The following is a 14015-nucleotide window of genomic DNA, read 5'->3' on the forward strand; positions in this document are numbered from 1 at the left end:
GGTCACACCATGACGACCACCGACGGGCGACCGATCGAAGGCAAGGGACTCGCGACCGGCACGCTCGGGCTGTGGGGATCGACGGTGATCGGCCTGGCATCGACGGCGCCGGTGTTCTCGCTCGTGGCGACCCTCGGCTTCATGGTGCTCGCCGTCGGCGCGCAGGCCCCCATCGCCTTCATCGTCGCGTTCATCCCGATGCTCTTCAGCGCCTACGCCTATCGCGAGCTCAACCGGGTCGCCCCCGATTGCGGCACGACGTTCACGTGGGGCACCAAAGCCTTCGGCCCCTGGATCGGCTGGATGGGCGGCTGGGGCGTCGCGGTGGCCGGCATGATCGTGCTCGCCAACCTCGCGCAGATCGCCGGCATCTACTTCTGGTCGCTCATCGGCGACGGTTCCCTCTCGGAGAACGTGCCGCTCGTGACGGCCACCGGGGTGGCCTTCATCGCCGCGATGACCTGGGTGAGCTGGCGAGGCGTCGAGATCGGCGAGCGCATCCAGAACGTGCTGCTCGGGGTGCAGTACGTCGTGCTGGCCGTCTTCGTCGTCGCCGCGCTCTGGAAGTTCTTCGACGGCACCGCACCCGACCCGACGCCGTTCGACTGGGCGTGGTTCAACCCGCTCGGATTCACCGACTGGTCGGGGTTCACCGAGGCGGTGCTGCTGGCCCTGTTCATCTATTGGGGCTGGGACACCTGTCTCGCGCTCAACGAGGAGACGAAGGACCCGAAGCGAACCCCCGGTCGGGCGGCGCTCCTGACGACCGTCATCCTGCTGTTCACGTACGTCACGGTGACAGTTGCGGCGATGATGTACGCCGGACTGGGCGAGACGGGCGTGGGGCTCGGCAACGAGGCCAACGCCGATGACGTCTTCCTCGGGATGAAAGACGACCTCTTCGGGCCGTTCGGCTGGATCCTCGTGGTGGCCGTGCTCATCTCGGCGGTCTCCTCGACGCAGACCACGATCCTCCCCACCGCCCGCGGCACGCTCGCGATGGCGGCCTACAAGGCGCTGCCGCGTCGATTCCAGACCGTGCATCCCCGATTCAAGACGCCGTCGTTCTCGACGCTCGTCATGGGGATCGTCGCCAGCGTCTACTACGTCGGCATGAGCCTGATCAGCGACAACATCCTCCAGGACTCGATCCTGTCGCTCGGACTCGCGATCGCCTTCTACTACGCCATCACGTGCTTCGCGTGCGTGTGGTACTTCCGCCGAGACCTGTTCAGCTCGGCGCGCAACCTCGTCTTCCGCGGGATCTTCCCCCTCCTCGGGGGACTGATGCTGGCGTACGCGTTCGTGCAGTCCGCGATCGACATGTACGACGTCGACTACGGGTACACGGTGCTGCTGGGGATCGGCGGCACCTTCGTGCTCGGGATCGGCTCGCTGGCGTTCGGCGTGGTCCTGATGTTCCTGTGGTTCGCTTTCCCCCGCTCGAAGGCGTTCTTCCGCGGCGAGAGCCTGAACCGCGACACCCCTGTCCTCGTCCCCGACGAACCGATCGCGTATCCGCGGTCCGTCGACGGCGGACTGTCGTGAACGGAGACGCGATGCGCATCCTCATCATCGGAGCCGGTGGAGTCGGATCGGCCGCCGCCCGGATCGCCGTGCGGCGCGAGTTCTTCGAGACGCTCGTGATCGCCGACTACGACCCCGCGCGCCCGTCGGCGCTCGTCGACGAACTCGGCGACGGGCGTCTCTCTGCGGCGCAGGTCGATGCGTCCAGCGCGGACTCGGTCGCGGCGCTCGTCCGCGAGCACGGTTCGACCCACGTGCTCAACGCCGTCGACCCCCGATTCGTCATGCCCATCTTCACCGGATGCTTCGACGCGGGCGCCGTGTACCTCGACATGGCGATGAGCCTGTCGACGCCGCATCCGGATCACCCCCACGAGCAGACCGGCGTCAAGCTCGGCGACGAGCAGTTCGCGCGAGCCGAGGACTGGGCGGCCGCGGGGCGGCTGGCGTTGGTCGGGATCGGCGTCGAGCCGGGGTTGTCCGACGTCTTCGCGCGCTACGCCGAGGACGAGCTGTTCGACGAGATCGACGAGCTCGGCGTCAGGGACGGGGCGAACCTCGTCGTCGCCGGGTACGACTTCGCGCCGTCGTTCTCGATCTGGACGACGATCGAGGAGTGCCTGAATCCTCCCGTCGTCTACGAGGAGGGGCGCGGCTGGTACACGACCCCGCCGTTCAGCGAGCCCGAGGTCTTCGACTTCCCCGACGGCATCGGGCCTGTCGAGTGCGTCAACGTGGAGCACGAGGAGGTGCTCCTCATGCCGCGGTGGACGAAGGCCAAGCGCGTGACCTTCAAGTACGGCCTCGGCGACGAGTTCATCGACGTGCTGAAGGTGCTCCACAAGCTCGGGCTCGACAAGACCTCCCCGGTGCGGGTGAAGGGCGTGGAGGTCTCGCCCCGCGACGTCGTGGCAGCGGTCCTGCCCGATCCGGCGACGCTGGGCGACCGCATGACGGGGAAGACCTGCGCGGGAGTCTGGGTGCGGGGCACGGGGAAGGACGGCGCACCGCGCTCGACCTACCTGTACCACGTGGCCGACAACGAGCAGACGATGTCCGAGTACGGCTCGCAGGCCGTCGTCTGGCAGACGGCGATCAATCCCGTCATCGCGCTCGAGCTGCTCTCCCGAGGCGAGTGGGGGGGAACCGGGGTACTCGGACCGGAGGCCTTCGATGCCCGTCCGTTCCTCGACCTGCTGGCGGCGCCGGCGCCCGCGGGTTACGGATCGCCGTGGGGCATCGAGGAGAAGCCGATCGGCTGATCCGAGGTCGACCTCAGAACGCGGCGCGGATGCTGCCGACGACCTTCGTGCCGCCGTAGACGGCGAGAGGGAGGGAGCGCAGGGTCAGAGCCACGTCGTTCGAGGGCAGGGCGCCCGCCCGCTCGAGCAGGCGCAGTGCGACCGCGGTGCCCACCCGGCCGCTGCCGTCGAGCACCTTGAGCGCGACCGTGGTGCCGTCGGGCGCCACCATCACCATGATCCCCTCGGCGCCGCTCTTCGCGAAGACGCCGAGACGCTCGATGACGACCGTGTCGGGGCGGCCCGGCCCGTCGATGGCCCAGGCGTTCTCGCGGACAGCGCGCACGAGTGCCGCAGCGCTGCGGTGCAGGGCGAAGGGCGATCGCTCCGACGATGTGCCGATGCGGTGCACGGCCCGGGCGAGGCCGGCCAGGGTCATCGCGTGGACCGGAGCACCGCAACCGTCGACCACGGTCGTCGTGATCCGTTCGCCGGTGAGGCGCTCGATCACCTCGCGGATGTGCGTCTGCAGCGGATGCGCGGGGTCGAGGTAGGTCGCCGGGTCCCATCCGTTCGTCGAGCACGCCAGCAGCATGGCGGCGTGCTTGCCCGAGCAGGTCATGCAGATGCGCGAGGGTTCGAGGTGCTCGCGCACCAGCTCGTCGCGCGAGGCGGTGTCGCCGGGGTACGAGGGAGGGCAGCCGAGGTCGTTCTCGCCGAGACCGGCCGCGCCGAGGATCTCGCGCACGCCCGCGACGTGCCGCTCGGTGCCGGCGTGACTGGCCATGGCCAACGCGAGGCTCTCGCCCGCGAGCGGCGCGCCCGCCGACAGACACGCGAGCGCCTGGAGCGGTTTCATGCTCGAGCGCGGCAGGAAGGGCGCTGCCGTGTCACCCAGCGCGTCGATCACGGAGCCGTCGGGGGAGAGCACGACGGCGCGCCCGAGATGGCGGGATTCGATGAAGCCGCCGCGCTCGACGACGGCGAGCTCGACGACGTCTGCGGGGCTCGATGGCATCCCTCCAGTCTACTGAGCACGGCCCGGTGTCAGAATGACTGCATGAACGGCGAGCACACCTACCGGCTCCGCGCGCAGTGGACCGGCGACCGCGGCACGGGAACAAGCGGGTACCGCGACTACGACCGCAGCGTGACCATCGACGTCGAGGGGAAGCCGTCGCTCCTGGCCTCCGCCGACGTGCCCTTCCGCGGCGATCCCGAGCGGTGGAACCCGGAGGACCTCCTGCTCGCGTCTCTGAGCGAGTGCCACTTGCTGTCGTACCTCTACGCCTGCGTGAAGGTCGGTGTCGTCGTCGTGGGCTACGAGGACGACGCCACAGCCACCCTCGTCGAAGACGGCAAGGGCGGGGGAGCGTTCACGGAGGTGACCCTCCGTCCGCGCGTGACGGTGTCCGAAGCATCCATGACGGATGCGGCGGCCGCCGCGCACGCGCAGGCGCGCGAGTGGTGCTTCATCGCGAACTCCGTCAACTTCCCGGTGCGCCACGAGCCGACGATCCTCGTCGCTACCCCCTAACGACCGCGAGACTCCATCCCCGCTACGAGACTGCGAACGTGGTTCGCAGTCTCGTGCCTGGGATGAAGTCTCGCGGTTGGAGGGCTGGGGTCAGCGCACGTCCTCGTCGACCCAGTCCATCGACTTCGTGACGGCCTTCTTCCACAGACGGATCTGGCGGTCACGCTCGTCGGAGTCGAGGTTCGGCTCCCAGCGCTTGTCCTCCTGCCAGTTCGCGCGGAGGTCGTCGAGGTTGTCCCAGAACCCGACCGCGAGACCGGCCGCGTACGCGGCGCCGAGCGCGGTCGTCTCGGCGACGACCGGCCGGACGACCGGCACGCCGAGGATGTCGGCCTGGAACTGCATGAGCTCGTCGTTGGCGGTCATGCCGCCGTCGACCTTGAGCTCGGTGAGGTCGACGCCCGAGTCGGCGTTGACGGCCTCCAGCACCTCGCGGGTCTGGAACGCCGTCGCCTCGAGAGCCGCGCGGGCGATGTGCCCCTTGTTCACGAAGCGCGTCATGCCGACGATCGCACCACGGGCGTCAGGGCGCCAGTAGGGCGCGAAGAGGCCGGAGAACGCCGGCACGAAGTACACGCCGCCGTTGTCGTCCACCGTGCGGGCGAGGGCTTCGACCTCGGGCGCGCTCGAGATGATGCCGAGCTGGTCGCGCAGCCACTGGATGAGCGAACCGGTCACGGCGATCGAACCCTCGAGCGCGTAGTGGGCCGGGCCGTCGCCGAGCTTGTAGCCGAGCGTGGTGAGGAGCCCGTTCTTCGAGCGGACGATCTCCTCGCCGGTCTGGAAGATGAGGAAGTTGCCGGTGCCGTAGGTGTTCTTGCTCTCACCCGCGTCGTATGCCGCCTGGCCGAACGTGGCCGCCTGCTGGTCACCCAGGATGCCGGCGACCGGGGTCTCGCGCAGCAGCGACGACGACTCGGCGGTGCCGTAGACCTCGGAGGACGAACGGATCTCGGGCATCATCGAGCGCGGGACGCCGAAGGTCTCGAGGATGTCGTCGCGCCACGAGAGGGTCTCGAGGTCCATGAACAGCGTGCGGCTGGCGTTCGTGACATCGGTGGCGTGCACGCCGCCGTCGATGCCGCCGGTCAGGTTCCAGAGCACCCAGGTGTCGGTGGTGCCGAAGATCAGGTCGCCGGCTTCGGCCTTCTCGCGAGCGCCGTCGACGTTCTCGAGGATCCAGACGATCTTCGTACCCGAGAAGTAGGTCGCCAGGGGGAGGCCCACGATCTCCTTGAAGCGCTCCACGCCGCCGTCGGCGGCGAGCCGGTCGACGATCGGCTGAGTGCGGGTGTCCTGCCAGACGATGGCGTTGTAGACGGGCTTGCCGGTGTTCTTGTCCCACACCACCGCCGTCTCGCGCTGGTTCGTGATGCCGATCGCGGCGAGGTCGTGACGCGTGATGTCGGCCTTGGCGAGTGCGAGGCCGATGACCTCCTGGACGTTGCGCCAGATCTCGGCGGGGTCGTGCTCGACCCAGCCGGCCTTCGGGAAGATCTGCTCGTGCTCTTTCTGCCCGACCGAGATGACGCTTCCCTTCTTGTCGAAGATCATGGCGCGGCTCGAGGTCGTGCCCTGGTCGATGGCGAGGACGTAATCAGCCATTACGTGGACTTCCTTGTCTGTTGAGGAGTGTGCGGGAAAGAGGAATGCGAAAGGACGGATGCTGCCGCACGAGGTGGGCGCGGCAGCATCCGAGGGTCACGCGGCGAGGCCGAGGAGCACCGGTGCGAGAAGACCCGCGAGCGTACCGCCGATGAGCGGACCGACGACCGGTACCCACGAGTACGACCAGTCGCTCGAACCCTTGCCCTTGATCGGGAGGATGGCGTGGGCGATGCGGGGTCCGAGGTCGCGGGCCGGGTTGATCGCGTAGCCGGTCGGGCCACCGAGGGAGGCACCGATGCCGACCACGAGCAGTGCCACGGGCACCGCAGACAGACCGCCGAGTCCGCCCGGGACGCCGACGTCGGCCACTCCGTAGTCGGCGAACCCGAAGATCACGAAGACCAGGACGAACGTGGCGATGATCTCCGTGAGGAGGTTCCATCCGTAGGAGCGGATCGCGGGGCCGGTCGAGAAGACGCCGAGCTTGTTGGCCGGGTCGGGCTCGTCATCGAAGTGCTGCTTGTAGGAGGCCCAGGCGAGGGTGGCTCCGATGATCGCGCCGACGAGCTGAGCGGCGATGGCCACGAAGAACTGCACGATCGTGATCTTCGACGCGACGAGCAGGCCGATCGAGACGGCGGGGTTCAGCTGCGCGCCCGAGTAGGCGGAGACGATGACACCCGCGAACACCGCGAGGCCCCAACCCCAGTTGACCATCAGGAACCCGCCGGCATTGCCTTTGGTCTTGGCGAGAGCGACGTTGGCGACGACGCCGCATCCGAGCAGGATGAGCATCGCGGTGCCGACGGTCTCAGAGAGGAAGTACAACCCCAGATTTACTTCTTGCATGTCGTCATTGACCTTTCACTTGCGAGGCCGCTTTTCGCGAGATCGCACGGCCGCGGTGACCGTATCTGGAACCTAGAGACGCGGTGGGCCGGGCGCACCTGGTCGTGCGCCCGGCATCGATATCAGGCGCGCGCGGTGTCGACCTCCTCGAACTCCACTCGGTGGGCCGTGCGCAGGATGTCCGCGGCGGCCGCGATCTCTTCGTCGGTGCGGTCGGCGTCCCAGCCCAGGGGCGCGGCGATCGCGTCGGCGACCTCGCGCAGCGTGCGCGCGGTCATACCGCCCACGAACGCGATGTCGGTGCGGCGCAGCAGGACGTCGATCAGGTGCACGACCTGCTCGTTCGCCGCGACGTAGGCGAGCTCCTCGCGGAAGTAGCCCGGCGCGTTCTCGAGCGGGGTGGCGTCGACGGGCAGCGCCGCCAGCACCTCGGTGGCGCGGGTGCCGTAACGCGACAGCATGCGCTCCACGACCTCGAGCGGGTGCCCGGCCGCGTGCGACTGCGCCCAGCGCTTGCGGGCCGAGACGCTGCGCGGGAAGCCCGCGCCGCCGCCGATCGGGAGACCGGCCGTGCCGATGCGGTGCGAGCGTCCGAGCACCTCGAGGGTCTTGGTGCTCAGGTGCTCGGCGAGGGCGCGGAACGTGGTCCACTTGCCGCCGACGAGGCTCAGCACGGGCAGGCCCCCCTGCGAGTCCTGCACGATGCGGTAGTCGCGCGAGACGAAGCCGGGGGCGGTGTCGTCGTGGCGGGGAAGCGGACGGATGCCCGAGAACGTGTAGACGATCTGCGAGCGGTTCACCTCGATCTTCGGGAACACGTGGCCGATGAGGTCGAAGAAGTAGTCGATCTCGGCATCGGTCGTCACGACGGGCTTCGCGGGATCGGCGTCGATGTCGGTGGTGCCGACGAGGACGCGCCCCTTGAGGGGGTAGATGAGCACGATGCGACCGTCGGAGTGCTCGAAGAAGATCTCGCGGCCCTTCGTGGCGGCGAGGAGCTCCTCGTTCTCGAGGACGACGTGCGAGCCCTTGGTGCCGCCCATATAGGTCGACGCGGTGCCGATCGCACCGTTCGTGAGGTCGGTCCAGGGGCCGCTCGCGTTGACGACGACCTTCGCGCGAACGTCGAACTCCTCGCCCGACAGCTCGTCGCGCACGCGCACCGCACCGTTGTCCGAGCCCACGGCCGAGACGTAGTTCACGGCGGTCGCGCGGCCTTCGCCGGCGACGATGCCGTCGTGCAGCACGTCGAGCGCGAGACGCTCGGGGTCGTGCATCGACGCGTCGTAGTAGGTGGCGGTGTACTTGAGCGTCGGGTTCATCTCCGGGAACTCGGCGAGCGACTTCTTGCGGCCGACGAACTTGTGCCGGGGCACCGTGCCGCCGCTGCGCGAGAAGGTGTCGTAGATGACCAGGCCGATCTTGATGAGCACGGCCCCGCGCTCGTTGGGCTTGCCGCGACCGTGCGTGATCAGCAGACGGAACGGCGCGGAGATGATGCCCGAGAACGTCTTGTAGACGGGGATCGTCGTCTGGAGCGGTCGCACGTAGTGCGGGGCGGTCTTCAACAGGTCGTTTCGTTCGGTCACCGCCTCTTTGACGAGGCGGAACTCGCCGTTCTCGAGGTAGCGGATTCCTCCGTGGACCATGTGGCTGGAAGCGGAGGACGCTCCCGAGACGAAGTCGCCTCGCTCGACGAGGGCGACGCTCACGCCCTGGAGCGCGAGGTCGCGAAGAGTGGCGAGGCCGTTGATACCGCCGCCGATGATGAGTACATCCACCTCCCCGCGGTCGCGGAGGGTCTGGACGTCCTGGCGGACGGGGGTGGTCGGCGTCGACGTAGTCACTTCTGGGCCTTTCGTGAGGTACATCGCACAGCCTGCTCCTGATTGAACGTCCTTGCAACCGTCGTGCACGAATGTGCAAACTAGGGGGGAAGTCGAGTCGCGCGGCTCGACGCCAGGAGGCGATGATGTCGACGGATGCTGCGGCCAGCCGCGAGCAGGACGCGCTGCGCGCCGCCCAGCTCTACTACCTTCAGGACCTCACGATGGACGCGATCGCCCACGAGATGCGCGTCTCGCGGTCGTCGGTATCGAGAATGCTCGCCCACGCGCGCGATGTCGGGCTCGTGACCATCAACGTCCACTCGCCGCAGGACGCGAGAAGCCTCGTCGAGCGTCGGCTCGCGGAGCGGTTCGGGGTCATCGCCCACGTCGTCCCGACGCCCGAGCGCATCAGCGAGGCCGACCGCCTGGAAAGAACGGCGTTGTCGGCTGCACGGATTCTCGCGCATCGGCTCGAGTCGTCCATGACCATCGGCGTCGCCTGGGGCGCGACCCTGTCGGTGGTCGGCCGGCACCTGCAGGCGAAGGTCACCCACGACAGCCACATCGTGCAGATGAACGGGGCGGCCAACGTGCGCACCTCCGGCATCCCGTACGCCGGGGAGATCCTCGACCGGTTCGGGGCGGCCCTGTCCGCATCGGTGCACCAGTTCCCCGTGCCGGCGCTGTTCGACGACCCGCTCACGAAGGACGCCATGTGGCGCGAACGATCGATCCGGGCCGTGCTCGACATGCAGGAGCGCGTGAGCGTGTTCGTCTTCGGGCTCGGATCACCGCACGCGGAGGTGCCCTCGCACGTCTACTCCGGCGACTACTTCGACGAGATCGACCTGCGCGCGATCGAACGCGCCGGTGTCGTGGGCGACTGTGCCACGGTGTTCTACCGGCTCGACGGATCGAGCGACGGCATCGACTTGAATGCCCGGTCGAGCGGGCCCGACCTGGAGAGCGTGCGTCGCATCCCGACCCGCTTCTGCGTCGTGTCGAGCCTGTCGAAGCTCGACGCGCTCCGCGGTGCGCTCGCGGCCGGAATCATCACCGAGCTCGTCGTCGAGGAGACCCTCGCGCGACGCCTGCTCGCCGTCGTCGGGCGCTGAGTCAGCGCTCGCCGAAACCGTCCTCGACGAGAGCGCGCAGCTCGTCGAGAGCCGCGCGCGCCTCCGGACCGCTCGCGCTGACGCGGATGCGGGTTCCCGGCCGCACTCCGAGCGCCATGAGCGCGATGAGGCTGCGGCCGGGTACGGGCGCGCCTCCGCGATCGAGGTCGGCGAGCTGGACGACCGCATCGTGCCGGCTGGCCGCTTTCACGAACAGCGCGGCAGGACGCGCGTGAAGCCCGGAAGGGTTGTCGATCACCGCATCGAAGTGCGACTCGGATGCTGCGCCCGTCGGCGCCTCCGCGGACTCGCGCGCCGTGGCCGGCTCGGGGGAGCCGAGTTGGTCGAGCTTGGCCGAGAGCGCGCCGCGAGCCTCGGCGGCGACGGTGTCGAGATCGGCGCCGGCGGCGGCGAGCACGACGGCGGCGATGAGTCCTTCGACGAACGGGGCGGGGCTCAGCACGACGCGTGCGGTCGAGGAGGCGAACTCCGTCGCCATCTCGGCGCTGAGGATCGCCGAGCCGAGATCCATGACGACGAGCACGCCGTCCTCGCCCGCCGCCCGGTCGATCGCCGCGGCGATCGCGACCGCGTCGGTGCCGAAACCGCCCTCGACGCCGGCGGCGATCTCGATCGCGGGCGGCGCGTCTCCGCCCATCTGCAGAGCGAGCTCCACCGCCGCCCGGGCGAGGGCGTCGCTGTGGGAGACGACGACGATGCCGATCATGAGGTCGCGAGCGCGTCGGCGAGGGCCTCGATCAAGAGCGTCGTCGATGCCGCCCCGGGATCGAGGTGCCCGGCGCTGCGCTCGCCGAGGTAGCTCGCCCGCCCCTTCCGAGCGACGAGCGGGATGGTGGAATCCCGTCCCTCCCGCGCAGCATCCCGTGCCGCGGACGCCGCGTCGAGGACGGATGCCCCGCTCGCCGCCGCGGCGTCCCAGGCATCGGCGGCGGGTGTCAGCGCATCGATCATCGTCTTGTCGCCCGGCGCCGCCTTGCCCCGAGCCACCACGCCGTCGAGTCCGGCGCGCAACGCCGCTCCGAGCGCGGTGGCATCGAGCGCCTCGGCCGCTCCGGCGGAGCCGCCGAACCGGAGGAAGAAGGTGCCGTACAACGGGCCGCTCGCCCCTCCGACGGTGGAGACGAGCGTCATCCCGACGGTCTTGAAGAGGTCGGCGGGCGTGGTCGGGGCATCGGCCTGCACCTTGGCGACGACGGCATCCATCCCGCGCGCGAGGTTCGAGCCGTGGTCGGCGTCGCCGATCACGGAGTCGAGTTCGGTGAGCTCCGCCTGGTGCTCGCGGACGAGGTCGTGGAAGCGCTCGATCCAGCCGATCAGGTCGCGGGTGGTCGCGTCCCCCGCCACGTCAGGCACCCCATCGCAGGCCGGGGGTGACGACGGGCGCGTCCCACAGCCGCAGCATCTCGTCGTCGGCCTTCACCACGGTCAACGCGATCCCCGCCATGTCGAGGCTCGTGATGTAGTCGCCGACCAGGGAACGCTTCACCTCGACGCCGCCCCGCTCGAGAAGCGGCGCGATCTCGCCGAACATGAGGTACTGCTCGATGAGGGGAGTGCCGCCGAGACCCGAGAGGAGGACGATCGCCGGCCCCGTGGCATCGAAGTCGGCGAGGATCGGATCGACGAGGAGCTTGGCGATCTCGGCCGCCGACGCGAGGGGCACCCGGCGGCGTCCCGGCTCGCCGTGGATGCCCACGCCCACCTCCATCTCGTCCTCGGGGAGATCGAACGTCGGCTTCCCCGCGGCGGGCACCGTGCAGCTCGTCAGCGCGACGCCCATCGAGCGACCGTTCTCGCTGACCCGCTGCGCGAGAGCGAGGATCGCGTCGAGATCGGCGCCCTCCTCGGCGGCCGCCCCGACGATCTTCTCGAGCACCACGGTGGTGCCGACGCCTCGGCGGCCCGCCGTGTAGAGCGAGTCCTGCACGGCGACGTCGTCGGCGACGACGACCGACTCGACCCTGATGCCCTCGGCGGCGGCGAGCTCGGCCGCCATCTCGAAGTTCAGCACGTCGCCGGTGTAGTTCTTCACGATGTGGAGCACGCCCGCTCCGGAGTCGACCGCTTTCGTCGCGGCGAGCATCTGGTCGGGTGTGGGGGAGGTGAACACCTCGCCGGCGCACGCGGCGTCGAGCATCCCGACTCCGACGAATCCGCCGTGCATGGGCTCATGCCCCGAACCGCCTCCCGAGACCAGGGCGACCTTGCCGGCCCGTGTCGCGTCACCCCGATAGATCACGCGATCGTCGAGGTCGACGCGCAGATCGGGGTGCGCCGCCTGGATGCCGCGCAGAGCCTCCGCCAGCACATCCGCCGGGTCGTTGATGAACTTCTTCACGATGACTCCTCTGTTCGCCGCGCGCACCGATGCGCGGGCCTGGGGAGAATCTCCCGCTCGCCGGTCGGCGTGTCAAGAGCACCGCCGTGAACGTCTGCTCAGAGGCGTTCGAAGGGCAGAGCGCGCTTGATCCGCTCGATCGGGTTCTGCGCCGGCACCTCGTTGTAGACGCCCGCGAGCTCCTGCCCGGAGAGGGCGTGGATGGCCGCCATGATCTCGTCGGTCGCCCCGCGGCGCGCGCGGCCCGAGGTCGCGGCGCCGTGGCGGGACAGGTCGAGCGGCTCACCGAAGCGCACGGTGATCCGCTCGCTCATGGACGGCATCCGGGCGCCGACCGGCATGGACGCATCGGTGCCGATGAGGCCGACGGGCACGACAGGGGCGCCGGTCTGCAGCGCCAGGAACGCGACTCCCGTGCGGCCCTTGTAGAGGCGGCCGTCGAGCGAGCGGGTGCCCTCGGGATACAGAGCGACCGCGCGGCCGTCGTCGAGGATCTTGCGCTGCTGATCGAGAGCGTCGAGGGCCGCTTGGCCCGCGCCGCGCTGCACGGCGATCGCGCCGATCGCCGTGAAGAACTGTCGGGAGGCCCAGGTGTCGAAGTAGCTCGACTTCGCCATGAAGTGAACGGGGCGGGGCGCCGCGACGGGGATCGCGATCGAGTCGATGAACGACAGGTGGTTGCTCGCGAAGATCACCGGGCCGGTGCGGGGCACGTTCGCGCGCCCTTCGACGCGCGGCCGGTACACGAGCCGGGCGAGCGGGGCCAGCACGAACCGGCCGAGCGCGTACGTGGCACCCATCCGCGTGACAGGGGCCGATGCTTCTTCCTCGGCGCGCGCGGAATCGTCGTCGTCGGGAGTCACCCAACGAGGCTACTCCGGATTCCATGCGTACTCGGGCATGGGGTTCACAGCGCGGGCAAAGGCGCGATGCGGAAGGATGGTCGGGTTCCCCCTACGTCTGCCGAGAGGTCTCCTGTGCGCTTCCGTCCGATCGCCTCCCTGTCCGTCGCCGCCGCAGCGGTCCTCCTCCTCGCGGGGTGCGCTGGGGGGTCGACCCCGGATGCGACCGACACCGCCAGCGCGGGCACCGGCCTGTGCGCCGCTGCCGCGCCGTCCGGCGCCGCCTCCGACGGCGTGACCGTGGACGGTGATTTCGGCGCCGAGGCGACCGCGACCTTCTCCTCGCCCCTCGAGGTGCCCGACGTCGAGCGCACGGTGGTCAGCGAGGGCGACGGGGCTGAGATCGCCGACGGCGATTACCTCTCCTACGCGCTGACGGCCTTCGACGCGGCCTCCGGTGAGCAGCTCGGCAGCGCCGGTTATGCCGACACCCCCCTGCAGCCCCAGCAGATCACCTCCGACAGCGTGCTCGCGCAGCTCTTCGGGTGCTCCCCGGTCGGTTCGCGCGTCGTCGCGACGCTCCCGGCCAGCGACCAGGGCGGCGCGCAGATCTACGTGCTCGACATCCTGGACGCCACCCCGGCATCGCAGTGGTGCGTCGCGGGCGACTTCACCGGCGAGGCCCCCACGGTGGTCCTCAACGACGGAGCACTTCCGACCGTGACGGTGCCGCAGACGGCGCCCCCGGAGACGGTGTCGGTGGAGGTGCTCGAGAAGGGCGACGGCGCTGTCGTCGAGCCCGGCGCCGCGGTCGAGGTCTACTACTCGGGTGTGAAGTGGTCCGATGGCACGGCCTTCGACTCGGCCTGGGCTCCGGAAGACCCCGCGCCGTTCACGACCGACGCCGTCGTCCCCGGCTTCAAGGCCGCGCTCGAGGGGCAGACGGTCGGCTCGACCGTTCTGGTAGCCATGCCGGCGTCGTGCGGCTACGGCGTCGCGGGTACGTCCAGCAACGCGCTCGCGGGTGAAGCGCTCGTGTTCGTGCTCCAGATCGCCAGCGCCGAGCCTGCCGCCGGTTGAGTCGGGGGAGCGCGCCGTAGGCTGACCG

General features: G+C 69.7%; 13 protein-coding genes. 5 read left to right on the plus strand and 8 right to left on the minus strand.

Features of this window, described 5'->3' with window-relative positions:
- Positions 1-9: 9 nt before the first annotated feature.
- Complete coding sequence (locus FVP77_RS03280) at positions 10-1548, plus strand: APC family permease (protein WP_147893235.1); 1539 nt, start codon at positions 10-12, stop codon at positions 1546-1548.
- A gap of 11 nt (positions 1549-1559) precedes the next feature.
- Positions 1560-2789 (plus strand): saccharopine dehydrogenase family protein, encoded by a 1230-nt coding sequence (locus tag FVP77_RS03285; RefSeq protein ID WP_147893236.1) that lies wholly within the window; start codon positions 1560-1562, stop codon positions 2787-2789.
- Positions 2790-2802: 13 nt separating this feature from the next.
- On the opposite strand, the gene FVP77_RS03290 is transcribed toward FVP77_RS03285, so the two are convergent.
- Positions 2803-3786 carry an asparaginase gene (locus FVP77_RS03290; RefSeq protein ID WP_147893237.1) on the minus strand — a complete coding sequence of 328 codons (984 nt, stop codon included), beginning with the start codon at positions 3784-3786 and terminating at the stop codon, positions 2803-2805.
- 42 nt (positions 3787-3828) lie between these two features.
- On the opposite strand from FVP77_RS03290, the gene FVP77_RS03295 reads away from it, so the two are divergent.
- Positions 3829-4305, plus strand: coding sequence for an OsmC family protein (locus tag FVP77_RS03295; RefSeq protein ID WP_147893238.1), 477 nt, complete (start codon positions 3829-3831; stop codon positions 4303-4305).
- A 90-nt stretch (positions 4306-4395) separates the two neighbouring features.
- Here FVP77_RS03295 and glpK read toward each other — a convergent pair whose 3' ends face one another.
- From glpK to FVP77_RS03310, 3 genes are all read right to left on the minus strand, one after another.
- Complete coding sequence (gene glpK, locus FVP77_RS03300; protein WP_121150367.1) at positions 4396-5910, minus strand: glycerol kinase GlpK; 1515 nt, start codon at positions 5908-5910, stop codon at positions 4396-4398.
- Between the two features lie 96 nt (positions 5911-6006).
- On the minus strand, positions 6007-6762 hold the full coding sequence (locus FVP77_RS03305; RefSeq protein WP_147893239.1) for an MIP/aquaporin family protein: 756 nt from the start codon (positions 6760-6762) through the stop codon (positions 6007-6009).
- A gap of 122 nt (positions 6763-6884) precedes the next feature.
- Positions 6885-8609 (minus strand): glycerol-3-phosphate dehydrogenase/oxidase, encoded by a 1725-nt coding sequence (locus FVP77_RS03310; RefSeq protein WP_246133953.1) that lies wholly within the window; start codon positions 8607-8609, stop codon positions 6885-6887.
- Between the two features lie 125 nt (positions 8610-8734).
- Here FVP77_RS03310 and FVP77_RS03315 point away from each other — a divergent pair, with 125 nt between their 5' ends.
- Entirely contained in the window at positions 8735-9706 is a 972-nt protein-coding gene (locus FVP77_RS03315) for a sugar-binding transcriptional regulator (protein ID WP_147893241.1), read from the plus strand.
- A gap of 1 nt (position 9707) precedes the next feature.
- Here FVP77_RS03315 and FVP77_RS03320 read toward each other — a convergent pair whose 3' ends face one another.
- From FVP77_RS03320 to FVP77_RS03335, 4 genes are all read right to left on the minus strand, one after another.
- Positions 9708-10433 (minus strand): HPr family phosphocarrier protein, encoded by a 726-nt coding sequence (locus FVP77_RS03320; protein WP_147893242.1) that lies wholly within the window; start codon positions 10431-10433, stop codon positions 9708-9710.
- Positions 10430-11071, minus strand: coding sequence for a dihydroxyacetone kinase subunit DhaL (gene dhaL / locus FVP77_RS03325; RefSeq protein WP_147893243.1), 642 nt, complete (start codon positions 11069-11071; stop codon positions 10430-10432). Before dhaL ends, FVP77_RS03320 begins: the two co-directional genes overlap by 4 nt.
- A gap of 1 nt (position 11072) precedes the next feature.
- Positions 11073-12065: a dihydroxyacetone kinase subunit DhaK gene (gene dhaK, locus FVP77_RS03330; protein ID WP_147893244.1), complete on the minus strand. Its 993-nt coding sequence runs from the start codon at positions 12063-12065 to the stop codon at positions 11073-11075.
- A gap of 98 nt (positions 12066-12163) precedes the next feature.
- Positions 12164-12865, minus strand: coding sequence for a lysophospholipid acyltransferase family protein (locus FVP77_RS03335; protein WP_147894411.1), 702 nt, complete (start codon positions 12863-12865; stop codon positions 12164-12166).
- 177 nt (positions 12866-13042) lie between these two features.
- Here FVP77_RS03335 and FVP77_RS03340 point away from each other — a divergent pair, with 177 nt between their 5' ends.
- Positions 13043-13987, plus strand: coding sequence for an FKBP-type peptidyl-prolyl cis-trans isomerase (locus FVP77_RS03340; RefSeq protein ID WP_147893245.1), 945 nt, complete (start codon positions 13043-13045; stop codon positions 13985-13987).
- The last annotated feature ends 28 nt before the right edge of the window (positions 13988-14015 follow it).

The organism is Microbacterium hatanonis (assembly GCF_008017415.1).
In the GTDB taxonomy this organism is placed as follows: domain Bacteria; phylum Actinomycetota; class Actinomycetes; order Actinomycetales; family Microbacteriaceae; genus Microbacterium; species Microbacterium hatanonis.